Raw genomic sequence first — 23,353 nt, 5'->3', positions numbered from 1 at the left:
ATTATGAGTTATAAAATTATAAGTGATGAGTTTCAGAAAACTCAAAAATGGATTTATTAAAATTGACTTTCTCCTGAAAATCAACACCATTGATTTTACAAAAAAAGACTTGGAATGACTCCAAATCTTTTTTCTTGATTTTTATTTAGAACTTTCCGATGTCTTCTCTGTAGAAGCCGTAATCGAAATGTACATGACTTGCATCTTCGTAAGCTTTCTTACGAGCATCTTCGTAAGTAGCACCTGTAGCCACAATATTCAGAACTCTACCTCCGTTTGAAACTACTTTGTCTCCTTTTTTGATTGCTCCTGCATATAAAAGTTTACTATGCTTCACTTTATCTTCTCCTACGATTTCGAAACCAGTTTCAATATTTCTAGGATAACCTCCTGAACACATTACAAGACAAACAGCCTTTTCGTCTTTAAACTTAAGCTCAATATCTTTACCTTCCATACAATCATTGATAACATCAAGAAGATTATTCTCCATTAATGCCATTAATACCTGAGTTTCAGGATCTCCGAATCTCATATTATATTCAAGAAGGTAAGTTCCGTTTTTAGTCACCATCAATCCGAAGAAGATAATTCCTTTAAAACTGAAACCTTCACCTTTAAGACCTTTAATTGTTGGTTCTAAGATATTTTTTTCGAAATCTGCATAATGCTCTTGAGTAAATTCAGGACTTGGAGCTACTGAACCCATACCTCCTGTATTTGGTCCTGTATCACCTTTTCCTGCTTTTTTATAATCTTTAGCAGCGATACAAGGGAAAAGTTTTTCACCATTTGAGAAAGCAATAATTGAAGCCTCAAAACCTTGTAAATATTCTTCAATAACTAAACGAATTCCGGCATCTCCATAGATTCTTCTAATCATAAAATCATGGATTGTAGCTTCAGCTTCTTCAAGAGTTTCACAAATAACAACTCCTTTTCCACCAGCTAAACCACTCGCTTTAATCACTAAAGGATAAGCCTGAGTCTGAACATATTCTTTAGCTTCATTATAAGAATCAAATACTACAGCTTTTGCCGTTTTGATATCATAGGTTTGCATAAATTTCTTAGAAAAAGCCTTACTTCCCTCTAAACTAGCAACTTTCTGATTCGGACCAAAAACTTTAAGATCATGTTTCTTAAATTCGTCTCTTAAACCAGCTACAAGCGGAGCTTCAGGACCTACGATTGTTAAATCTACTTTTTCTTTAATAGCAAAATCTCTCAGCTCTTTAATATCTGTTAAATGAACATTTTTTCCTATTTTATCGGTAGTTGCATTTCCGTTAGAAAAAAACATTTTAGTAATTCTGGAATCATTCTGAAGTTTCACTGCCAAAGCAGATTCTCTTCCGCCTTCACCTATGATTAATATTCTCATACTTATTTTAATTATCTAGTCTATAATTTACAAATATATAATTTTGAATGCTATAAATACAATCCCAAATTATTTTTTAATTCTATTTTAATTAGTGTAAAAAATGTCTAATCCCAGTAAACATCATCGGAATACCATGTTCATTGGCTGCTTCTATACTATCCTGATCTTTTACACTTCCGCCAGGTTGAATGATAGCTGTAATTCCTTCCTTAGCACAGAAATCTACCACATCACGGAAAGGAAAAAATGCATCAGAAGCCAATACCAATTCTCCTGAGAATTTTTCTTTAGCTCTTTCAATAGCTTGTTGAGTTGCCCAGATTCTGTTAACCTGACCTCCTCCTATTCCGAATGCCTGAATTCCGTTAGAAACTACAATTGCATTAGACTTTACATATTTTACCACTCTTTGAGAGAAAAGCAATGCTTTTTTCTGCTCTTCTGTTGGTTGCTTTTCTGTAACAACTTTAATATCATCAGAGAAAACACTATCATTATCCTGAACCAAAATACCTCCATCAATCTTCACCCAAGTTTGGCGATCAGAAACAGCATTTTTTATCTTAATGATTCTCAAATTCTTTTTCTTTCTTAAAATTTCGATAGCTTCTTCATCAAATTCAGGAGCCATTACAATCTCAAGGAAAGTTTTATTTAATTCTTCAGCTGTTGCAGTATCTATTTTGTAATTCATTGCAACAATTCCGCCAAAGATTGAAACAGGATCACATTCAAAAGTTTTTTGATATGTTTCCAAAGCTGAAGTTCCGATAGCAACTCCACAAGGTGTAGAATGTTTTACAGCACAACAAGCCATTTCTTCTTTAAATTCAGTAACTACTTTCCAGCAAAGATCCATATCTCGAAGGTTGTTGAAAGAAAGTTCTTTTCCTCCCAACTGTTCGAAATCTTTCATTGCTCCATTTTCGAAAGTAGAAACATAGTAAGCTGCCGTTTGATGAGGGTTTTCGCCATATCTCAAATCAGAAACTTTCTTGTAAGAAGCATTCAGATAAGACGGATATTCTTCATCTAAAAGCATTCTTGAAATCGCTGCATCATAAGCAGAGGTAAGATTGAATACTTTACCTGCCAATCTCTTACGAGTTTCGATATAAGTATCACCGTTTTGTTCCATTTCCTCTTTTACTTTTGCGTAATCTTCAACATCAGTAATCACAGTAACAGAATCAAAGTTTTTTGCGGCAGAACGAAGCATTGAAGGTCCGCCGATATCAATAAACTCTACTTTTTCATGTAAAGAAATATCTTTATTGACATTCTCAAAGAAAGGATAAAGATTTACGATAACCATGTCAATCAAACCAATTTCATGCTCCTTCACCGTCTTCATGTGTTCTTCGTTTGAACGTACCGCTAAAAGTCCGCCATGAACTTTTGGGTGAAGAGTTTTCACTCTACCGTCCAACATCTCAGGGAAATTGGTTACCTCATCAATCTGAATTGGATTTAAACCAGCGTCTTTCAAATGTTTGAACGTACCTCCCGTAGAAATTAATTCATAGTTTTGAGCTTCCAAAAACTGTGCGAATTCAATTAATCCGCTTTTGTCAGAAACACTGATTAAAACTCTCTTTTTACTCATTTTACTTTCGATTTTTACTTTTTACAGTCATTTCAAACTGTATTCCGGTCTTTCACCCCCGGTTTTACTTTTATTTTAGTTAGATTTTTTATTGTTTTCGAAATAATTAAAATCTAAATGTGTTTTTGATTTGATTAAAGAAATGCTTCGACAAGCTCAGCATGACATCTCTAATACTAATTGTTCTTTTGTAACATTTTCAGGCTGAGCGGAGTCGAAGCCATTATGTTAACCACCCCGTCATAAATTCTTTGAATTTCTGACACCCCTCCAATGGAGGGGAATTTTTGTTTTATTTGTTTCCTAAAACTTTATTAATCGCTTTCGGGAAAATTTCATATTCAATTAAATGAATTTTTTCTGCTAAATTTTCGGGAGTATCATTTTCTGTTACCTCGAATGATTTTTGAAGGATAATTTCACCTTCATCAATTCCTGAAGTCACAAAATGTACTGTTGCCCCACTTTCTTTTTCTTTGGATTCAACAACTGCTTTGTGAACATTCATTCCCCACATTCCTTTTCCACCAAATTTTGGTAGCAAAGCAGGATGGATATTAATGATTTTTCCTTCCCAATTTTCGCAAAATTCTGGTTTTAGAATTGATAAAAATCCAGCTAAGACTATTAAATCTGTATTTTCAGGGATGATTTTATTCAATTCGTTACTGAAATTTTTCCCTCTTGGAATCAGAACATTTTCTATATTATGATTTCTCGCTCTTTCAAGTCCGAAACATTCTCTGTCTGCAACAACTAAAGATACTTTTGCATTTTGGACTTCTCCAGCTTCAATAGTATCAATGATTCTTTGAAGATTAGTTCCTGAGCCTGAAACGAGTACAACGATGTTTTTCATTAATTAGAAGTTAGAAGTAAGACGTTAGAAATTAGTTTAATTAAAATTTCTAGTCCTAAATCTTATTTTTATTTAAAATTTCAAATTGATTTTCTCGCTACCTTCTGTAATTTCACCGATTTCATAAGCATCATCCAAAAGGTGTAACACTTTCTCAGCGTGTTCTGCATCAACTACGATTGTCATACCAACTCCCATATTGAATGTTCCGAACATTTCTTCACGAGCTACTCCTCCTCTTTTTTCTAATTCAAGCATAATACTTGGAATCTGAATTTTTGAAGCATCAATTGAAGCACATAATCCTTCAGGAATGATTCTTGGAACATTTTCATAAAGTCCGCCTCCTGTAATATGAGCTATTCCGCAAACATTAACTTCCTCCAGAACTTTATGGATATCTTTAAAGTACAATCTTGTAGGAACTAAAAGCGTTTCATACAAAGGTTTTCCTTCAAATTCTTCTTCAAAATTCGGGAATACTTTTCTCACTAAAGAAAATCCGTTTGAATGAAAACCAGAACTTGGTAACGCAATGATTTTGTTTCCTGCTTTGATTTTAGAACCATCAATAATCTGGTCTTTTTCCACGATTCCTACACAAAATCCGGCAACATCATAATCTCCAGGCTGATACATTCCAGGCATTTCAGCAGTTTCACCACCAATTAATGCACAGTTATTATCTTTACATGCTTCCACCATTCCTAAAACGATTTCTGCTGCAATTTCAGAGTCTAATTTTCCACAAGCCAAATAATCTAAGAAGAATAAAGGCTTAGCACCATGACAAAGGATGTCATTGGCACACATTGCGAAACAATCTACACCAATAGAGTCGTATTTTTTAGAGTCTAAAGCTACTTTCAGTTTAGTTCCTACTCCATCAGTTCCTGAAACCAAAACAGGATTTTTATAACCTCCGATTTCGTAGAAAGCTCCAAAACTACCCAAATGATTCAATACATTTGAATTGTGAGTTTCGCCAACCGCTTTTTTGATTTTATCAACGGTTTTATACCCTTCCTCTTTGTCTACTCCTGCTGATTTGTAAGTGTTGCTCATGTTTACTTTTAGAAATTTATTTCAAACTTTTTATTCAAATTTAGAAAACAAAAAAGCCGACAATCTCATTGATTATCGGCCGTTATTTTATCTCAGAATTTCAGAGCCCACAACTTCTCCTTTCTTGGAAAAACATTGCTTATGGTAGGTCTGAATTTTCATTTTCTTTCTTTTTGCAAAGATATTAATTTTAAATTAATATTCAAATCTATTTTTGAAGGATAGATTCCAGAGTAGCAATCTTCTGAATTTTTGTTTTTAATTCACTGCTTTTCTCTTCATTAGAAATTTTCTGAGCCGATTTGTCAAAATTATCATTAAAGAAAGGCAATGAGAAAGTTTCTATAATATTTCCACCATGCAAAGGAAAACGTTTAGTTGCTGCTTCCAAAACACCTGCTCCACCTCTACCTCCCGGAGAAGTTGCCATCAACAACATCGGAACTTCATTAAAAACAGCTCTGTCTTTAATTCTTGAAACCCAGTCAAACACATTTTTGAAGGCAGTAGAATATGTGCCATTATGTTCTGCTAAAGAGATTAATAATATATTAGCTCCATCAATTTTTGCAGCAAAATCTTTTGCTTGTTGAGGAATTCCTCCTTCCAGCTCTCTTTCATGTTTATAAATCGGCATTTCGAATTGGTTCATATCTACCACTTCTACTTCTGCATTTTCAAAAATACTTGCTGCGTATGTTACTAACTGTTTATTGATTGAAGCTCCTGAATTGCTTCCCGCTATTGCTAAAACTTTCATTTATTTAATTATTTAAAGTACACAAATTTAGTTATTATTCATATAAGAAGGTAATTCCATTGGGACTTCCATCAAAAGAATTTCAGCGTCTTCTACTGCTTCAATATTAAAACTTTGTGTGTCCCAAATTCCTAAACCATCTCTTTCATTTAAGACTCTTTCTCCAACTTTTGCACTTCCTTTTAATACAAAAGCATAGACTCCGTTACCTTTTTTATTCAACGTATAATTTTTTCCGTTCCCTTTTGTGAAATTTGCCAAATTGAACCATGCATCCTGATGAATCCAAACTCCATCATCATTTTTATTCGGTGAAAGAATTTGTTGGAAATTGTTGATTTTTTCTCCTTCTTTAATGCTTTTTTGGTCATATCTAGGCTCAACACCCAACTCCTTTGGAAAAACCCAAATTTGTAAAAACTTTACAGCCTGGTCTTTATTTTTGTTATATTCACTATGCATAATACCTGTTCCCGCACTCATTACCTGAATTTCTCCTTTTTTGATAACAGCAGTTGTTCCCTTAGAATCTTTATGCTCCAAATCTCCTTCCAAAGGAATCGAAATAATTTCCATATCTCTATGAGGATGAGTTCCGAAGCCCATTCCCTGAGAAACGGTATCGTCATTCAACACTCTCAATACTCCAAAATTCATTCTTTCAGGATTATGATACCCTGCAAAACTAAATGTATGATAAGAATTTAGCCAACCGTGGTTTGCATGACCTCTTGAATCTGCTTTATGATATACTGTTTTCATATTGTGATTATTTATGGTACAAATGTATGGAGGTTAAATTGGGGAAATGTTGATGTAAGATAAGAAAGGATTTTTGGTGAAAAGAGAGTGAAAACCTTTTACTTCACAAGAGCCCAAATTGCAACACCAATACCAGCATAAGCAACAACAGTTATAATATCCGCGATGGGCTGTGAAAATCTTTTTTCAGCAATTTTCTCAGCATTAATCTGATTCTTATGAAATTTTAAAACTTTTTTAGAATTATGAACAGGATGTACAACCAAACTATCACTTTCCCATCGGTCAACTATTACCTTGTAGCTTTTACCATCAACTTCAATTTTAACATTTTTATTAGATGCAAGTTTCTCCTGAATACTAACTGGAGCAGAGACTGGCTGTAATTTCATATTTTGAGATTCAGCCTTTAAGTTTTCCGCTTTCACAGCAGTGTTATTAACAAGAGTTTGCCTCTTTTTAGATTCTTGTTTATTATCAGCTGTTGTATCAACCTGTTTTTTAGCCTGATAAGTATAGCAACTCACAAGAGAAAATGAGATAATAATGAAATAAAAATTCTTTCGCATTCGTCAAATTTAAGAATTAAACGGAATTTTCTGTAGTTTCTTTTGAAGATATACTGTTTTTTAAAATTTATTCATGCTAAAAAAGTAATTGGTATTTGCTAAACTTATTTCATTTTTAAATAAAAAAAACGAACTGAAGTCCGTTTTATAGATATAAGAATTTAAAAATGCACCTGTTTTATTTCTTCTTCAATTTCTTTTGGTGTGTCGTGTTCGGATTTTACAAAAACTAAAGTCAAAACAGCACCTATCAACATACAAATGCCACCTACAACAACGTAATCAATCGCCATTTTTCCAAATATTCCGCTTACAATCGGACCTCCGAAAATACCGTTAATTATTTGCGGAATCACAATAAAAAAGTTGAAAATCCCCATATAAACTCCCATTTTCTTTTGCGGAATTGAATCTATCAACATTGCATAAGGCATCGCCAAAATACTTGCCCAAGCAAAGCCCAATCCTACCATGGAAATCCAAAGACTATTGATATCTTTAATAAAATACATGGAAATTAACCCTAATCCTCCACAAGCCAAAGCTAAAGCGTGAGTCTGTTTTTTACCAATAAATTTAGCAATCGGGGTTAAAGCAAAAGCAAAGAAAATTGCATAAAGATTATAACTTCCGAATAAACTTCCCGTTAAATCTCCAGCTTTATTAAATTCTGCCGAATGCGTATCATCAGGAGAAAGCCCAAAATGATGAGTTGCTAAAGCACTTGTCGTAAAAACCCACATTGTAAACAATGCAAACCACGAAAAGAACTGAACAACCCCCAGTTTCTTCATCTGAGAAGGAGCATTTTTAAAATCTTTAAAAATATCTGAGAATTTTGATTTGTGATTTTCGGCTTCATTTTCTCCTTCAAATTCGGCAAATTCTTCAGGGGAATATTCTTTAGTCGTAAAAATTGTATATAAAATAGATAAAATCAGAACTGCCGCACCAATATAAAAGGCATAAATCACATTATCTGCTACAAAACCTTTCGGAGCAACATTAGAAACGCCCCATTTTGTAAGCCAATTGGGTAATTCTGAACCAATAACCGCACCTATTCCTATTAAAATTGTCTGAACAGAAAAACCAATCGTACCCTGATGTTTGGGCAACATATCTCCTACCAATGCACGAAAAGGTTCCATTGCAACATTAATGGAAGCATCCATCATCGCCAAAAAAATTACGGCTAACAATAATACGTTTGCTGCCATCATTTGTGTTGCAGAAGCTGCGTTGGGAAGCATCACCAAACCAATTGCGCATAAAACTGCTCCAATTAAAAAATAGGGTTTTCTTCTGCCTAACGGACTCCATGTATTGTCTCCCAAGTGACCAATGATTGGCTGAACAATCAATCCCGTAATGGGAGCAACCAGCCAAAACCAAGAAAGCTCATGAACATCTGCCCCAAAATTAGCTAAAATTCTACTGGCATTACCATTTTGTAACCCAAATGCCATTTGAATTCCCAAAAATCCCATGCTCATATTGATGATTTGAAACATGGAAAGGTTAGGTTTTATTTTTCTCGAAACTGAATTGTGAGATTGATTCATTTATTTTTGTGTTTTTAATTTTTGAATTAGTTCATCTTCAATCGGAGATTTTTCTACAATTACTTTATCAAGCACTTCATTAGGAACAGTTACCGAAAGAACATATTGCTTCACTTTCCATTCTCCGTTAATTTTTTCAACCACGCCTGAACCTCTGCAAATTTTCATTTGGGTATCCAACAATTCATCAAACCAAGCCAATTTTCCGTCTTTACTGAAATAAATATTTCTTTTTAACGAAGTAAAATTCCAGGTTCTTTTCTTATCAAAATGAGGTTTTGCCCAAACCATAAAATCTTTTTTATTCCAGACTTCGGTTGCGTCTGTGCCAATAAAAGTAGATTCTTCAGCAAAATAATTGAAGTATGTATCAAAATCGGCTTTGGCAGCTGCGACATTAAATCCGTCAAGCATTGCTCCGATTTCTGTTTTTTCTTTATCGAATTTTGACTGAGCAGAAATGGCTGTAAAGCTTACTATAAATAATAAGAAGGTGAAGAATATTGTAGTTTTTTTCATGTTTAATAATTTATTTTAATTCAATAACCATCGAGGTTTTGGCAGGTATCATAAAACTGTTTTCCAATGAAAATTCTTTGTCTGAAATTATATCTTTCCCTTTTGTAAATCCTTTTAAAGATTCTTCAAAATGTTTTAAATCTAATTTTTCTTCTTTTTCATTATTGTTTAAAACTACCATCACACTTTCTTTTTCATCATATCTAAAATACACAAAAACATTATTCTGAGGAGCGAAATTTTTAGTTTTTCCGGTGTGTATTACCTCCTTCCCTTTTCTCCAGTTCAATAATTTTTGAGTAAACTGATAAAATTCTTTTTGTTCAGGGGTTTGATTTGAAAGATTGAAAGCATTTACTTTATCCGACTTCCAACCTCCCGGAAAATCTCTTCGAATATCAGCATCACCTCCTTTATTTTTATCACCTCTCATTCCGATTTCTGAGCCATAATAAATTTGCGGAATCCCTCTAAGTGTTGAAATTAACGTCAATCCCATTTTGTAAGCATTCAAATCACCATTAAAAATTTCGTTCCATCTTTCTGTATCATGATTTTCAAAGAAAATCATCACATTATTGATGTCAGGATAAAGAAAATCGCTTGAGAGACTGTTGTAAATACGATTCATACCTGTATCCCAGCCTTCTTTTTCTTTTAATGCTTTAGGCATTTCTCCATATAACATAAAGTCCATCACAGAAGGAAGGTTGGAATTATAGTTTGCCGCTTCTCCCGTTTTGGAATTTTTTTGCCATCCGGAAATATGTCCTGCCGTTCCCTGCCAGGTTTCTCCTACAATATTGAATTTTGGATATTCATCAGTAATGGCTTTTGCCCATTTTGCCATTGCTTCTTTATCGTTGTAAGGATATGTATCGACACGGAAACCTCCTAATTCAGCATATTCTATCCACCAAATCGCATTTTGCGTTAAATATTTTAAAACTAAAGGATTTTTTTGGTTAATATCAGGCATTGTGGTATCAAACCATCCATCCAGAGCCAGTTTTTTATCAATTTCGGAGGCATTGGTATCAAACTGTGTTGTCGTTTTATAATTGGAACGTTTGAAACCGTTTTCACCATCACTAAAACTATGAATCCAGTCTTTTGTAGGTAAGTCTTTCATCATCCAATGTGAAATTCCCCAATGATTGGTAACGTAGTCCATCACCAGTTTCATGTTTCTTTTGTTCATTTTTTGGGAAAGCTCTTTGTACTCTTCATTCGTCCCGTATCTTTCATCTATTTTATACAAATCAGTCTGAGCATAGCCATGATAAGAATAAACTTTTTCGTTATCTTCATTCACAGGAGTAAGCCATATCGCAGTCGCTCCAAGGTTTTGAATATAATCAAGATTATTGATGATTCCTCTTAAATCTCCACCATGTCGACCGTTAGGAAGATTTCTGTTTACTTTTTCAATCAAATTAGGACTTGAGTCATTTTTTTCATCTCCATTTGCAAAACGATCGGGCATGATTAAATACATCACATCTTTTGATGAAAAGGATTCTCTATTGGCAGAATTAGGCTGTCTTTGCTTTAATTCATACACATAAGAACCTATATTTTTTTTACCTTTTTTGATATTGATATTAAATTTTGAAACATTAATCTCATTGGTATTAATAGTAAGAAAAATATAATTCGGATTTTCTACTTTCTGAATGTCCTTTATCTGAATTCCATCTGAAAGCTCAATCTCATTATTGGCAATATTTTTTCCGTAAACGAGAATCTGAAGTTCAGGATTTTTCATTCCTTTCCACCAAAATGCAGGTTCTACTTTGTCTAAAAGTTTTTGAGAAAAAGCTGCTGAAGCTACTGAAAGTGCAATAACTGCATATATTTTATTCATTTGTATTCTTTAGTTATAATATGTGTTAAGTAATAATTAATCACAACATTATTAAATAAAATCGAATAAAAAAAATAATCTTAAATAATGAGAAAAAAATGACTTATTTACTTTCAATATAAGTACGATCAATCCAATTATTAGGCTTTACATAAACTTTGTTTTTTTGAAAATCTAGAAATAAATTGAATCTCTTTATTACTTCATTTCCTAAAATATTCATTCTGGAACCTCCTACCAATCTACTTTGCGACAGAAGTTGTGCAGGAATGTCATTTAAATTTATATTTGCTAATGATAAAGATTGAAGATTTGATGTAATAACCGGTATTTCGTTACCTTGAGCTCCTTTCATTATCACTTTTTTTATGGTCTTCATTTTTTCCGTTGGAAAACCTTGTTCATTCAATAAAGGACCGTCTAACATTACTGTCCTTTGATAACCCGTATCAAAAAGATACCAGTCTTTATTTTTAGATTTATCCTGTTTAATTTCTACTTCTACCATAAAAACATTATTAAAATACCTCATCTGGAGCGGAGAATATTGAGATTTTACATAAGAAGGAAGCTGAGAATGCACTACCATTATTCCCTTATCATGATTTAATTCTACAATCATACCATCAAATAAATCCCAACCAAACCTACCATCTGTACCATGACCAGAAAGCTGTGCTGGATAAATACTAAAGCCTTGATATTCTTTTTTGCCTATTTTCAGAATATTTAGTTCTGATTTTAAAGAGCTTTTAATTTTATTTTTTAATGTTTCCTGAGTAAGAACAAGATCACTTGTTCCTGTATCGAAATTAAGTAAAAGAGTATCTATTTCGTTTAAGACTGTTTTTACAAATATGGTATTTTGTTCATTAATATGAAGTTGCAATGTATCTTTAAAAGATATTTTACTAAAGTCTTTTGGAGGTAAAGATTCTATTCTTGTGAGTGCAGAATCTTTACCTTTAAGAAGAATAATAAAGTCTTTTTTTTCTCCTTTTTTGATACGCAGAGTAAGGGAATCTATATCTGTTTTTATTGTAACTATTTTTTTAGAAGCACTTATTTTGGATACCGTATATACATCCGTTTTAATTTTCGGATCTATATTCCAGTCTGTTTTTAAGCCGTTATCTATTTCATGAATTACAGCTTTAGGCTGATTTGCTTTCAGAATAGGTAATTTTTTTTGAGCAAATGAAAAATTTGCAAAAAAAACCAAAACAAATAAAGAAAAAAAAGACTTCATACCTTAATAATATTTAAAATTACATACAAAATTTCCCTAAATAGGTAATTACAACATCTATTGCAGTATTACCCATTGTTGTACCATCGTGAAAACAATTATCTGTAGGAGCGATATAAAACTGATAGGGTTCCTGCTTCACCTTAATCATAGGATAATCAGGATAATATTTTAGGAAATAATCGGTAATATTTTCATTAATTATCTCTATATTCTTAAGCTCCTCTTTTTCTTTTAACATATTATATGCCTGTTTCATAGTAAGATTAATGAACAAAAAATAACGCGTTTGCTCTCCTAAATTTATGGTAAACCTATTTCCGTATTGGTAACAAGTATGCAATGTCATGTCTTTTGAGCTATCCTTATGAACTCCTATATATCTAATGTCTTTAAAGGTATAATTTTCCGGCAACTTTCTTTTATTTAAAGAAACAACTTCACTGTTGGGATAGTTGGTTGCAATACTCATAAATTTATACGGAGCCAATGAAATTTCTTCCAACAATGTATTGAGGTGAGAATTTAATTCTTGAACCACCTCTTTGTTTTCAACAAATTTTTGAACCGCATCGTTATCTGAAACGGCAGAATGGAGGTTTAATTTATTGAAAATTTCTTTAAGCTCTTCAGGAATTTCTCCTATAAAAATTGAATTATAGTCTTTTTTATTAACATGATCTCCTTTTATGACATGAAGCTCCTGAGCAGAAAGTTTCCTCCAGTCTCTTTTAGCTAAATGTGCATTCGGTTCATATTGTGCCTTGAACTTAATATCGTTAAATACAATTTCCACAGGTTCCTGCTCTGAATGATGCACAACCCCGGAATTTATTTCCAAAACATTATCTAAATTCTTTCCGTATATCTTGATTCCTGATTTTAGTTTCATAGTTATTAGTAATTATTAAACTCTCCCACAAACACCATTGTTATATCAAACTTTTCATTTCCCAAAGTACTCCCGTCATGGATGAAATTATCTGTCGGAGCAATGTAATATTGATAAGGTTTTATTTCTATTCTTATGATAGGATAATTAGGGTATAATGAAAAAAATAACTCTACAATATTATCTGAAGTAATAGAAATTTCTTTATAATGTTTCTTCACATCGGCATAAATTTGTTTCAAAGTTAAATTTACAAAATAGAGGTATCTAGACTCCTCACTGATGTTAATTGAGATTCTATTGTCTGATTTGTATGCTGTATTGGGAGTAAATTTGGTACTCTGATCTATATGCAGCCCGGTATACTTTATAAACTCTTTATTATGAAGATGAAAGGTTGTTGTATGCATACCAGGTAAAGCTCTTGTAATACGATGAAAATGATATCTTTGAGTATCAGATTTTTGATTAAGAAACTGGTTTAATACTCCATTAAGTTTCTTTGTAAGTTTTTCATTTTCCTGAAATTTTGGCTGAACATCAAAAAGAGTTTTGCATTCTTCCAGCTTTATTTCTTTAAATAGCTTTTTCAATTCATCCGGAATCTCTCCCAGTCCTAAAGTATTAAACATTTTATTCTTCTGCTTAGAGCAAGAAAGAATATTGTATTCCGTATCGGTAAGATCTCGCCAATCATCAACAGGTAAATAAGCATTATCAAAATACTCAATTCCTGTATTTATAACTTTTTCGGCAACAACTCCAGTATTAATTTTAAGCTGTTGTCTCAAACTAGGACAAGAGTTCCCAACTAAATACATTCCTTTTTTCAAATTCATGCCAAACGATAATACATTAATTTCTCTTTAACCTCTGTATCAATCATAATATCCTCATTATTATCTTCCAATTCATTCACAATATCTTCATAAGAAACCTTTGACAATTCCATCTCCTTTTGCGTGTCCTCAGGAATTCCATCAATAATGTCATTCTGAATATAAGTGATAAGTTTGATCATGTCATGACAATAAATGGTAGGATTATCAAAACCTCTATCGTTAGAATATCGATTTCCTAAAAATCCGCCTCCGCAAAAATCATAAATTGAACAGTTAAGACATTTTTGTGATACCATAGCATGAGCATTCATATAAACATTAAAGAGTCTATCATTAAAAACATCACCAATAGAATGAGTATGAATATTAATATCATTCCTGGTTATCCCTTCATAGCAAGCTCTTATAAAGTCTGCAACCTCTAAATTGCCATTGGTTTCCAAAACAGCAACACCATTAATATTTTTACCTAAAATCTGATCTCCTTCATCCTCTCCTACAATCAAATCAATAAGAGTTTTAAAGAATCTTATACTTACTCTATCTTTGTCGTTTTTCCAAATTTTAAATAATTCTATAAGCCAATCTGCATAAGGTGTGTAATTTCTTGTATTAACGAGTTCTTTTTCCATCCCATCTGGAAGTTGATCAAAATGACCATCCGGAAGAAGAATATTAAGTCCATTTATTTTAAGACTCTTGACTTCATCATAAAGTTCTTGAGGAGGAATTTTAATATTAATTACAGACAATATACCGTTAAGTCCATAATTTAGTCCTAATGTAATAGCTTTTTTAACTTCCTCATAAGATCCTTTTCCATTATGAAAAACACGATATTTATCATGGTACTCCTGAGGGCCATCCATACTTATACCTACTCTGATATTCAATTCATTGAATAATTGATACCAATCATCGTCTAACCCAACACCGTTGGTTTGTATCACAAAATCAAAATAATTATTAGGAAGAGTTTCCTTAAATATTTTAATTGAATCTCGATAAAAATCTTTGGATATTAACAAAGGTTCTCCACCATGAAAAACAATTTGTATATTATTCAAATTATTTTCTAGACAATATTCATTAAGTTTAGTTGCGAAAGTTTTTATTGTATCAATCGACATAAATTTAGGCTGCTTCAAATAAGTTTTATCACCTAAATTATACATATAACAATACGAGCAATTAAGATTGCACCTACTTGCAACCTTTAACACAAAAGATGTAATCATACTATATCTGATAAAAAATAGTTCTCCGTTATTAATTACAACGAAGAACTATGAATTTTTAATTTAGAAATTACTACTTAGTAGGGGTAGTAGCTAACAAGAATTGATCAATTTTATTATAAGCCGCAGAAGCCCCTGATATAACCGCAACATTACAATTTTGAGTCATATTTCCGGAATTAATAGTACCTCCAAAAATAGATTTATACAAATCTACATTTTCAGACGATTGCATTGCTTTTTTTAGAATGTTCTTTTCTTCTAAACTGCTTGTGATTTTAAGTTTCTTTTTCATGGTAAAATAGTTTTTATTAATAAATTATACTAATTCACCAAATATAGAAATTATTTTTCACACGAACAAGAGTAATTTGTAAAATAATTACATTTTTTTAATAGTTATTGCAAAACCACCACTTCTAGCCATTTTAAAATTTATTTTCGACTTACTTGTAATGATTTTCTTATAGATATTATAATTTTGAGGATTATTAATATAATCAGCATCTTTTCCGTCTTCATATATGGTAGCTTCATACTTCTGTCCTTTATCTAAGAAAGAAAAATCTACTGTATAATCACGTTTATTTTCGTCTGTAATACCTCCAACAAACCAATTTTCTGTGCCTTTTGCCTTTCTTGCTGTAACTACATAATCTCCGGGTTCGGCTGCTAAAATTTTTGTATCATCCCAATCCGCAGCTACATCTTTGATAAACTGAAAAGCATCCATATGTTTTTTATAGTTTTCAGGTAAATCTGCAGCCATTTGAAGAGGCATATACATTGTGACATATAACGCTAATTGTTTTGCTAAAGTTGTTTTCACAAAACGGGTATCTCCAGGGAAATAATAATCAAGTTTTGTCTGGAAAATCCCCGGTGTATAATCCATAGAACCACCCATCCATCTTGTAAACGGAAGAATTGTCTGATGATCCGGATTATTTCCTCCAAAAGCATCATACTCGGTACCACGAGCTGCTTCAGCTGAAATCCAGTTAGGATATGTTCTGCTTTCCCCTGTCGGACGTACAGATTCATGAGAGTTTATCATGATTTTATACTCATTTGCTTTTTCCGCAATTCTGTAATAATGATTAATCGTCCATTGAGAATAATGGTGCTCCCCTCTTGGTATAATATCTCCTACATAACCTGTTTTTACAGACTCATAACCATATTTATTCATCAATTGAAATGCTTTATCTGCCCATCTCTCATAATTAGTAGCTGAACCAGATGTTTCATGATGCATTATTAATTTAATTCCTTTGGAATGAGCATATTCATTCAACATTTTAATATCAAAATCCGGATATGGAGTAATAAAATCAAAAACATACTCTTTGGAATGACCGAACCAATCTTCCCAACCAACGTTCCAACCTTCAATCAGCAATCCACCAAAACCATTTTCCGCAGCAAAATCAATATATTCTTTTACTCTAGTATTATTGGCAGCATGTTTTCCGTTGGGTGTCAGTTTTGAAAAATCAGTAACTCCCAAATGAACATTTTCAGCGGTAGAATAAGCCCATTGAGATTTTCCGATAATCATTTCCCACCAAACTCCCATATATTTTGTTGGTTTAATATAAGAAGTATCGGTATATTTTGTTGGTTCATTAAGGTTGAAAATCATTTTCGAATCCATTACTTCTTCCGCTTTTGGAGCAACAATTATTGTTCTCCAAGGCGTTACAGAAGGAGTTTGAATATACCCTTTTGCACCTTGTCTATCTGCAGTAAGATGAGTTTTAAACTTATAATTTTGAGCATCAACTTCAAGATGAGAAGCAGGATAATTCAAAACAGCAGCTTCAGCAACATTAACGTACAATGGTTCTTTCCCTTCTTTTTTAAGCATCAAAGGAGATTGAACGGCATTTTTAATTAACTTTTGAGATGCATTAGAATCGTAAGCTTTATCCCATCTTGCAGGAATTTCAGAAATTTTAGTTTCCTGATACTGATATTCTTGAGAATCATAATCAGCTACAATCCACCAAGCTTTCATATCAGTCGGAAAATCTATTTCAGAATCTTCTTCTCTGATTACGAAATAATTAAGATTTTTTTGTTGAGGAAATTCGTATCTGAATCCTAATCCATCATTGAATAATCTGAATTTCACAACAATACTTCTATCTGAAGAAGTCTGATTAAGAGTAACTGCTAATTCGTTATAATGATTGATATAATTTTTCTTTTCACCTAATACAGGCTGCCAAGTTTCGTTTTTAGAATCTCTTTTTTCATCAGTTTTGGTAAAACCATTGTTTAAATCAAATTTTAAATCTTCCGGCTTCGCAATTTCAGAAGCAAATTTTATGGCAGTATCTTTAAATAATCTCAACCCTAATTTTGAATCTTCAACTACCACATTTCCGTTATATTTAAGATTATAATAAGGTACTCCCTGTTTTAGTTGGAAATTCATTTCAAACTTCCCGTCCGGTGATTTTAAGGATTGTGCATTAATACCCACAAACATCATTGAGAGCAAAAAAGCTCCAACTGTAATTTTCTTCATAATGACTATTTATAAACTTTAAAAATAAAAAAAGTGTTGCCGTAAAGCAACACTTTGCTATGTAAATTCAAATAATATTATAATGGTTGAATTTTATAAATTCCCAATTTTACATCAACTGAAATTTTGTAACTTCCTCCTGTACCATCAAAAGTAATATTTCCATTACTTCCTTTTGGTCCCAGATATCCCGTATTTCCATCAGCTGAAATATTACCCCAATCTAAATCTCCCCAAGATTGTTGACCCAAGAATTTAATCTGAGTTCCTGCTGAAAGAGAAATTGTATGTTCAAATTTCCCATCTCCTAAACTTGTCATTGGGATTGCAGTTCCCGCATTCCATCCATTAACTGTTCCCACTAAATATAAGTTAGTAGGATTCCAGTTATTAACAGCAGAAGGAGTTGCTTCAATACTTTTTAGTGTTGGGTCTGCATTAATTACAATTTTATACATACCTGTAGCTCCAGTAAATTGAATATTTTCAGCTGGTGCAGCTACGAAATTTGAAGACCAGGTTTTAAAGTACTTATTAGCATCTTGTATTCCTGCTGCATCTAAACTATAATTTAAAGGATTCCAATCTTGTTGCCCTAAAAACCTGAAAGACTTACCGTTTTCAAGATATGTATAAATTGTAGAAGTACTTTCATTTTTATATAATAATTGAGCACTTCCTGCATTCCAACCTACAGCAGATGCCTCACCAACCAAATAAAAGGAAGGAAATTCTGTTAAATATGGTGTGACGGTTAATGCAACAGTATTAGAGTATAAAACAATGCTTCCCACAGAGGACTTCATTCTCACTTCAACCTGATTTGCAACATTCGGAAGCAAGCCAGCATCAAGCATAATTTTATTTAAAGCACTTACAGTATAAGTTGCAGATAAATCTACAGCTGATACGTCTACACTTTTAATACTTTGAAAATTAGTTCCAGCAATTGAAAATTCTAATGCATTTTTCAAAGCAACTTGTGTTTCAAATTTTGGATTAGTCCAATCAAATTTCACAGCAATATCAGCTTCGTTATCTTTCAATAAAATAAGATTTGTTTTATCTGCCTTTAAAGTAGGAATGGTACCTTGTCCTAAAATCGCTTGTTCTTCATCTTTTTCGCAAGAAATTATTAGAAAACCTATAAACAATAGGGATACTATTTTAAAAAAATGTTTCATTTTCAGTTAGTGTTTTTTGATTAATATCCAGGATTTTGAATTAAATTGGGATTGGCATTCAAATCTGAATCAGGTATAGGATAAAGAGCTCTGTACCCTTCTACAGCTTTACCATCCTTGACTCCTCCCTTAAATGGCCAAAGATATGAACCAGAAGTAAACTTGCCAAATCGGATTAAATCTGATCTTCTTGCTGCTTCCCATGAAAGTTCTCTAGCTCTTTCGTCCAAAATAAAATCAAGGTTTATTGAACTCACATTGCCTGATGTATTTCCGTACGCTCTTTGTCTTAATTGATTTATATATTGAATAGCTGTAGCATTGCTTCCACCGCCACCACGTAAAACAGCTTCTGCATATATTAGATATGCTTCTGCAAGCCTAAACATTGGGAAATCAGTATCTACAAAATCTCCTGTTGTATCAGAGCCTTGAGAACCATCTTTTTTTACATTTTTAAATTTAATTAATGGATAACCATCCGTAAAAGAGAAAACATTACTAATCTCTAAATTTTGACCATCCGAATGGAACTTTCCTCTTTTATCTAAGTTTCCATTAGGATCTGGAAAAAGATTCACTAGGTTTTTAGTAGATCTCAATCCTCCCCAACCACTATTAATACCAAATTGACCTGGATTCATACTTCCTCCAACAGACCCATGAATTATATAAGTAGTACCACCAAAAGTTCTAGTGTGTTGTCCATCAAAATTGACTGAAAAGACAGCTTCATTATTTCCTATATTGTTATCCGCTAAAAATAGGTCCCCATAATTTGCCATTAAAGAATATCCTGCATTAATAACTTTTTCAGCATACACTCTTGCATCTGAATATCTAGGCTGCCCCGTATAAACTTCTGCATTCAAATATAATTTCGAAAGAAGCATCCAAACAGCTGCTTTGTCCGCTCTCCCGTATTCATTTGTTCTAGGATCTTTTAAAAGATTTTCTAAATCTTTTAGCTCTGTTTCAATATATACAAACAAAGATTTTCTATCTATTCTCGGTGGTGGAGTTACCCCTACCTCTGTTGCCTCAGTAACAAATGGGCCATTCCCAAACAAATCAATAGAATGAAAATAACTTAGCGCCCTCATAAATCTAGCTTCATTTCTATAAAGTTTAGAAACTTCTGCATTTTGTCCTGTAATATTTCTAGAAGCTAATTTTTCATCCGATGTTTCTCTTATAAACTCGTTGGCTACTGCAATCTGATAATAAATTCTATAATACATTGCTCTGATAAATTCATTATTAGCAGACCATGTCATATTATGTATATCTGGCAAAGAACCATCATTCCATGCAATAATAGCCTCATCTGTTGGGAGTTCTTGCATTTGAAAATACTGTCGTAAATAATTTGAAGTACCTCCATCAATTCCTCCAACATCAGGGTTACCATCTCCACCTTCTTGACCACTCATTGCTAACCCGGCATAAATTTTAGCCAAGACTCCTTTATAATTCGAAAAATCGGCATATACTGAAGCCGAAGTAACCTCCGTTTCGGGCATTCTGTCTAAATCTCCCTCACAGGAAGTAAGGAAAAAAGCTGCTGTAATACCAGCTGTATATACTATTTTATTTATATATCTTAATGTCATGATATTCTTTTAATTAAAATTGAAAATTAAATCCTAATGAATAAACTCTTGGTCTTTGATACAAATTATTATCTATACCATTAAACACTTCAGGATCTAAGCCACTGTATTTAGTTACAATAAAAGCATTTTGCACAGAACCAAAAATTCTCATTTTTGAATTTTTACTAATAAAACTTGGAAGATTATATCCTACATTTATATTATCCATTCTCAAAAATGATGCATTTTCAACATAATAATCTGAAAAATACTGCCCCCTTTCAAATCCAGTATCTAAATAGCTTGAATGAATATTTTGTAAATAAGAATTATTTGATATCCCTTGAAGATTTCCATATTGAGAAGCTACATTATTATATACATAGTTTCCAAGACTAGCCCTCATAGTAAATCCTAAATCCCAATTTTTATATGCTAATTTAGTAGAAAACCCTAATAATACTTTAGGTGCAGGAGATTTGTACTCATATAAATCTGAACTATTAATAACTCCATCTCCGTTTCTATCAACATAAACTCCCTCTATTGATTTTCCTGCATTATCATACACTTGTTGATACACATAGAATGCACTTGGTTGATATCCTTCTGTGTGTACTTGGATTGTGTTACCTGTTCCTCCACCAATTCCTCCATGTAAAGATTTTGTACCTGCTATATAAACTATTTCAGACTTGTAATGTGTAGCATTTACATTGATATCCCACGTAAGATTAGAATTATTTATTGCTTTAAAATTTACATTTGCCTCAATACCTTTATTTTTTAAATCTCCAATATTTGTCCATAATATATTGGTAAGATTTGCTCCTGCTGGGACAAGTACTAATGCAAGTAAATCTTTAGATTTTTTTTCATAGATCTCAATAGAACCGTTAATTCTATCCTTTAAAAAACCAAAATCCAACCCAATATTCGTTGTCGTAGTAGTTTCCCATTTAATGTTTTTATCATACCCTTGGGGTCTTAAAGTATTAATAAACTCATCACCCAGCTGATACATCGCACCACTATTGGACATTATATATCTTGCTAAATATGGATAATCACCCCCAATCTCCTGCTGTCCCGTTTGCCCCCATCCTGCTCTTAATTTTAATGTTGAAACTACATTAGAATTTTTAAGAAAATTTTCTTGGTCTATTTTCCATGCTAAAGCAACCGAAGGAAAATAACCAACTCTATTATCTTTACTAAATCTTGATGAAGCATCTCTTCTTAAAGTAGCTGTTAATAAATATTTATTATTAAATGTATAATTGAAACGCCCAAAATAAGATAAAATAGTATTTTGAGTGAATGTGTCATTACCACTGGCTGGTTCTAAAATTCCCGTCCCAAGTATAGTAGGAGCAAAAGGCTCAGACTTTTGCCAATCTTGATAAGAATATCCTAATGTTACATCAAATGTAGACTTTAAAGATTCTACTGTTTTTAAATAATTAAAATAAAAATCTAATAATTTATTCTTTTTTTCCTGAGTATATCTTCTATAAGTTCCTTCTTTATAGTAGACCATTGCTGCAGAAGGTAATACTGTGGTATTTCCATTAGAATCACTATAATCATATCCTAAATTCAAGTTTGCTCTCAATTCAGGTAAAAAATGAAATTTATAATCAAACTGAATGTTTCCTAAGACTCTTTTCACATAAGAAAGATCCCATCTTTGATTCAACATAGAAACAGGATTCTTCGTAGCATTAGTATTAGGTTTCCCATCTCCATTTGAATTCAGCCATTCCCAATAACCATTATAATTTGTAAATGAAGAATCATAAACAGGTTTAGTAGGATCAAATACTACAGCAGCACCAATTGCTCCGTCTTCTTTAAACCTATTCTCTGCATAAGTTCCTTTGATATTAAAATTAATATCCAAATGCTTATCAAATAATTTAGGATTTAAGTTTAAAGAAGCCGTGGTTCTTTCAATATTATTTGTTTTAATAATACCATCTTGATTTAGATATCCTAAAGATAGTCTATATGGTAATCCTTTAATTCCTCCAGATAATGATACTGAATTATCAAATCCTAAAGCTTTCTGATAAATCTCATTCTGCCAATTAGTATTTGAATTACCCAACAATGCTTGATAGGAAGGAAGCGCCTTATTCAAGACTACATCTCTAAATTGTTCTGTAGATAACATATTGATATTACCCATTTTCTCATATAAAGAAGTTGTAGCTGTATAATTAACCTTTATTTTTCCTGAAGTTCCTTTTTTTGTTGTAATAATTATTACACCATTAGATGCTCTACTCCCATATATTGCCGTTGCAGAAGCATCTTTTAAAATACTGAAACTTTCAATATCATTTGGGTTAATTAAGGCCAATGGATTTGACGCTCCACTAATTCCATTATTATCCACAGGTACACCATCAATAACAATCAAAGGATCATTACTAGCATTTAAAGAAGCTCCTCCTCTAATCCTAATTGTTGCCCCTGAACCTGGTGCACCACCATTATTAGTAATTTGTAAACCTGAAGCCCTTCCTTGTATTAATTGTTCAGCTGAATTAATGCTCCCTTCATTAAAATCTTTAGCTGAAATAGCAGTAATAGATCCCGTTAGATCAGTCTTCTTCTGTTTACCATACCCAATCAGTACAACCTCCTCTATTTTTTTCTCTTTTGTGATAGAGTCTTTAGTTTGCGCATGAATTACTGTACTAGCCAATAAAAATGCAGGCGCGATTTTTAATACCGTTGTAAAATTTTTCACAATCTTGTTTTTATTTTATATAGTTTCTTTTATCCATAATCTGGTGAAAAACCAGACTTGCAATTTATAAAAAAAATAGAGTTATCATAATTTTAATCTA

19 protein-coding genes are annotated in these 23,353 nt (G+C 32.4%); all 19 read right to left on the bottom strand.

From position 1 onward, the window contains the following. Positions 1 to 145: 145 nt before the first annotated feature. The gene (gene purD / locus OH806_RS15240) at positions 146 to 1,384 is read right to left on the bottom strand and encodes a phosphoribosylamine--glycine ligase (protein WP_264744538.1); all 1,239 of its coding nucleotides are present in this window, start codon (positions 1,382 to 1,384) and stop codon (positions 146 to 148) included. A gap of 91 nt (positions 1,385 to 1,475) precedes the next feature. Further along, entirely contained in the window at positions 1,476 to 2,993 is a 1,518-nt protein-coding gene (gene purH, locus OH806_RS15235) for a bifunctional phosphoribosylaminoimidazolecarboxamide formyltransferase/IMP cyclohydrolase (RefSeq protein WP_264744537.1), read from the bottom strand. A 292-nt stretch (positions 2,994 to 3,285) separates the two neighbouring features. Beyond that, entirely contained in the window at positions 3,286 to 3,852 is a 567-nt protein-coding gene (gene purN, locus OH806_RS15230) for a phosphoribosylglycinamide formyltransferase (protein WP_264744536.1), read from the bottom strand. A gap of 72 nt (positions 3,853 to 3,924) precedes the next feature. Next, complete coding sequence (purM, locus tag OH806_RS15225; RefSeq protein WP_264744535.1) at positions 3,925 to 4,917, bottom strand: phosphoribosylformylglycinamidine cyclo-ligase; 993 nt, start codon at positions 4,915 to 4,917, stop codon at positions 3,925 to 3,927. 208 nt (positions 4,918 to 5,125) lie between these two features. Then, on the bottom strand, positions 5,126 to 5,677 hold the full coding sequence (locus OH806_RS15220) for an NADPH-dependent FMN reductase (protein WP_264744534.1): 552 nt from the start codon (positions 5,675 to 5,677) through the stop codon (positions 5,126 to 5,128). A 27-nt stretch (positions 5,678 to 5,704) separates the two neighbouring features. Beyond that, the gene (locus tag OH806_RS15215; RefSeq protein ID WP_264744533.1) at positions 5,705 to 6,439 is read right to left on the bottom strand and encodes a pirin family protein; all 735 of its coding nucleotides are present in this window, start codon (positions 6,437 to 6,439) and stop codon (positions 5,705 to 5,707) included. 98 nt (positions 6,440 to 6,537) lie between these two features. Beyond that, entirely contained in the window at positions 6,538 to 7,008 is a 471-nt protein-coding gene (locus OH806_RS15210; RefSeq protein ID WP_264744532.1) for a hypothetical protein, read from the bottom strand. A 161-nt stretch (positions 7,009 to 7,169) separates the two neighbouring features. After that, complete coding sequence (locus OH806_RS15205) at positions 7,170 to 8,573, bottom strand: MFS transporter (RefSeq protein WP_264744531.1); 1,404 nt, start codon at positions 8,571 to 8,573, stop codon at positions 7,170 to 7,172. Continuing rightward, complete coding sequence (locus OH806_RS15200; RefSeq protein WP_264744530.1) at positions 8,574 to 9,092, bottom strand: nuclear transport factor 2 family protein; 519 nt, start codon at positions 9,090 to 9,092, stop codon at positions 8,574 to 8,576. Positions 9,093 to 9,102: 10 nt separating this feature from the next. Continuing rightward, positions 9,103 to 10,959 carry a glycoside hydrolase family 13 protein gene (locus tag OH806_RS15195; protein WP_264744529.1) on the bottom strand — a complete coding sequence of 619 codons (1,857 nt, stop codon included), beginning with the start codon at positions 10,957 to 10,959 and terminating at the stop codon, positions 9,103 to 9,105. Between the two features lie 103 nt (positions 10,960 to 11,062). Next, on the bottom strand, positions 11,063 to 12,208 hold the full coding sequence (locus OH806_RS15190) for a hypothetical protein (protein ID WP_264744528.1): 1,146 nt from the start codon (positions 12,206 to 12,208) through the stop codon (positions 11,063 to 11,065). A gap of 19 nt (positions 12,209 to 12,227) precedes the next feature. Next, positions 12,228 to 13,100: a hypothetical protein gene (locus tag OH806_RS15185; protein ID WP_264744527.1), complete on the bottom strand. Its 873-nt coding sequence runs from the start codon at positions 13,098 to 13,100 to the stop codon at positions 12,228 to 12,230. 5 nt (positions 13,101 to 13,105) lie between these two features. Then, complete coding sequence (locus OH806_RS15180) at positions 13,106 to 13,939, bottom strand: hypothetical protein (protein WP_264744526.1); 834 nt, start codon at positions 13,937 to 13,939, stop codon at positions 13,106 to 13,108. Next, entirely contained in the window at positions 13,936 to 15,180 is a 1,245-nt protein-coding gene (locus OH806_RS15175) for a radical SAM protein (RefSeq protein WP_264744525.1), read from the bottom strand. Before OH806_RS15175 ends, OH806_RS15180 begins: the two co-directional genes overlap by 4 nt. Positions 15,181 to 15,253: 73 nt before the next feature. Beyond that, positions 15,254 to 15,475 (bottom strand): hypothetical protein, encoded by a 222-nt coding sequence (locus OH806_RS15170; protein WP_264744524.1) that lies wholly within the window; start codon positions 15,473 to 15,475, stop codon positions 15,254 to 15,256. 87 nt (positions 15,476 to 15,562) lie between these two features. Continuing rightward, positions 15,563 to 17,716 carry a glycoside hydrolase family 97 protein gene (locus OH806_RS15165; protein WP_264744523.1) on the bottom strand — a complete coding sequence of 718 codons (2,154 nt, stop codon included), beginning with the start codon at positions 17,714 to 17,716 and terminating at the stop codon, positions 15,563 to 15,565. A 77-nt stretch (positions 17,717 to 17,793) separates the two neighbouring features. Next, positions 17,794 to 18,900, bottom strand: coding sequence for a SusE domain-containing protein (locus OH806_RS15160; RefSeq protein ID WP_264744522.1), 1,107 nt, complete (start codon positions 18,898 to 18,900; stop codon positions 17,794 to 17,796). Positions 18,901 to 18,920: 20 nt separating this feature from the next. Further along, positions 18,921 to 20,513 carry a RagB/SusD family nutrient uptake outer membrane protein gene (locus OH806_RS15155; RefSeq protein ID WP_264744521.1) on the bottom strand — a complete coding sequence of 531 codons (1,593 nt, stop codon included), beginning with the start codon at positions 20,511 to 20,513 and terminating at the stop codon, positions 18,921 to 18,923. Between the two features lie 13 nt (positions 20,514 to 20,526). After that, the gene (locus OH806_RS15150) at positions 20,527 to 23,253 is read right to left on the bottom strand and encodes a SusC/RagA family TonB-linked outer membrane protein (RefSeq protein WP_264744520.1); all 2,727 of its coding nucleotides are present in this window, start codon (positions 23,251 to 23,253) and stop codon (positions 20,527 to 20,529) included. Positions 23,254 to 23,353 lie beyond the last annotated feature (100 nt).

The sequence above is a fragment of the Chryseobacterium oryctis genome (genome assembly GCF_025971925.1).
GTDB classification, from domain to species: Bacteria; Bacteroidota; Bacteroidia; order Flavobacteriales; family Weeksellaceae; genus Chryseobacterium; species Chryseobacterium oryctis.
The sequence above is the reverse complement of the archived record's forward strand: the minus strand, read 5'-3'. Positions and strand labels throughout refer to the sequence as shown.

Coding starts and splice junctions, on each gene's coding strand:
- purD (WP_264744538.1), bottom strand. CDS start 1,384: ATGAGAATATTAATCATAGGTGAAGGCGGAAGAGAATCTGCTTTGGCA.
- purH (WP_264744537.1), bottom strand. CDS start 2,993: ATGAGTAAAAAGAGAGTTTTAATCAGTGTTTCTGACAAAAGCGGATTA.
- purN (WP_264744536.1), bottom strand. CDS start 3,852: ATGAAAAACATCGTTGTACTCGTTTCAGGCTCAGGAACTAATCTTCAA.
- purM (WP_264744535.1), bottom strand. CDS start 4,917: ATGAGCAACACTTACAAATCAGCAGGAGTAGACAAAGAGGAAGGGTAT.
- OH806_RS15220 (WP_264744534.1), bottom strand. CDS start 5,677: ATGAAAGTTTTAGCAATAGCGGGAAGCAATTCAGGAGCTTCAATCAAT.
- OH806_RS15215 (WP_264744533.1), bottom strand. CDS start 6,439: ATGAAAACAGTATATCATAAAGCAGATTCAAGAGGTCATGCAAACCAC.
- OH806_RS15210 (WP_264744532.1), bottom strand. CDS start 7,008: ATGCGAAAGAATTTTTATTTCATTATTATCTCATTTTCTCTTGTGAGT.
- OH806_RS15205 (WP_264744531.1), bottom strand. CDS start 8,573: ATGAATCAATCTCACAATTCAGTTTCGAGAAAAATAAAACCTAACCTT.
- OH806_RS15200 (WP_264744530.1), bottom strand. CDS start 9,092: ATGAAAAAAACTACAATATTCTTCACCTTCTTATTATTTATAGTAAGC.
- OH806_RS15195 (WP_264744529.1), bottom strand. CDS start 10,959: ATGAATAAAATATATGCAGTTATTGCACTTTCAGTAGCTTCAGCAGCT.
- OH806_RS15190 (WP_264744528.1), bottom strand. CDS start 12,208: ATGAAGTCTTTTTTTTCTTTATTTGTTTTGGTTTTTTTTGCAAATTTT.
- OH806_RS15185 (WP_264744527.1), bottom strand. CDS start 13,100: ATGAAACTAAAATCAGGAATCAAGATATACGGAAAGAATTTAGATAAT.
- OH806_RS15180 (WP_264744526.1), bottom strand. CDS start 13,939: ATGAATTTGAAAAAAGGAATGTATTTAGTTGGGAACTCTTGTCCTAGT.
- OH806_RS15175 (WP_264744525.1), bottom strand. CDS start 15,180: ATGATTACATCTTTTGTGTTAAAGGTTGCAAGTAGGTGCAATCTTAAT.
- OH806_RS15170 (WP_264744524.1), bottom strand. CDS start 15,475: ATGAAAAAGAAACTTAAAATCACAAGCAGTTTAGAAGAAAAGAACATT.
- OH806_RS15165 (WP_264744523.1), bottom strand. CDS start 17,716: ATGAAGAAAATTACAGTTGGAGCTTTTTTGCTCTCAATGATGTTTGTG.
- OH806_RS15160 (WP_264744522.1), bottom strand. CDS start 18,900: ATGAAACATTTTTTTAAAATAGTATCCCTATTGTTTATAGGTTTTCTA.
- OH806_RS15155 (WP_264744521.1), bottom strand. CDS start 20,513: ATGACATTAAGATATATAAATAAAATAGTATATACAGCTGGTATTACA.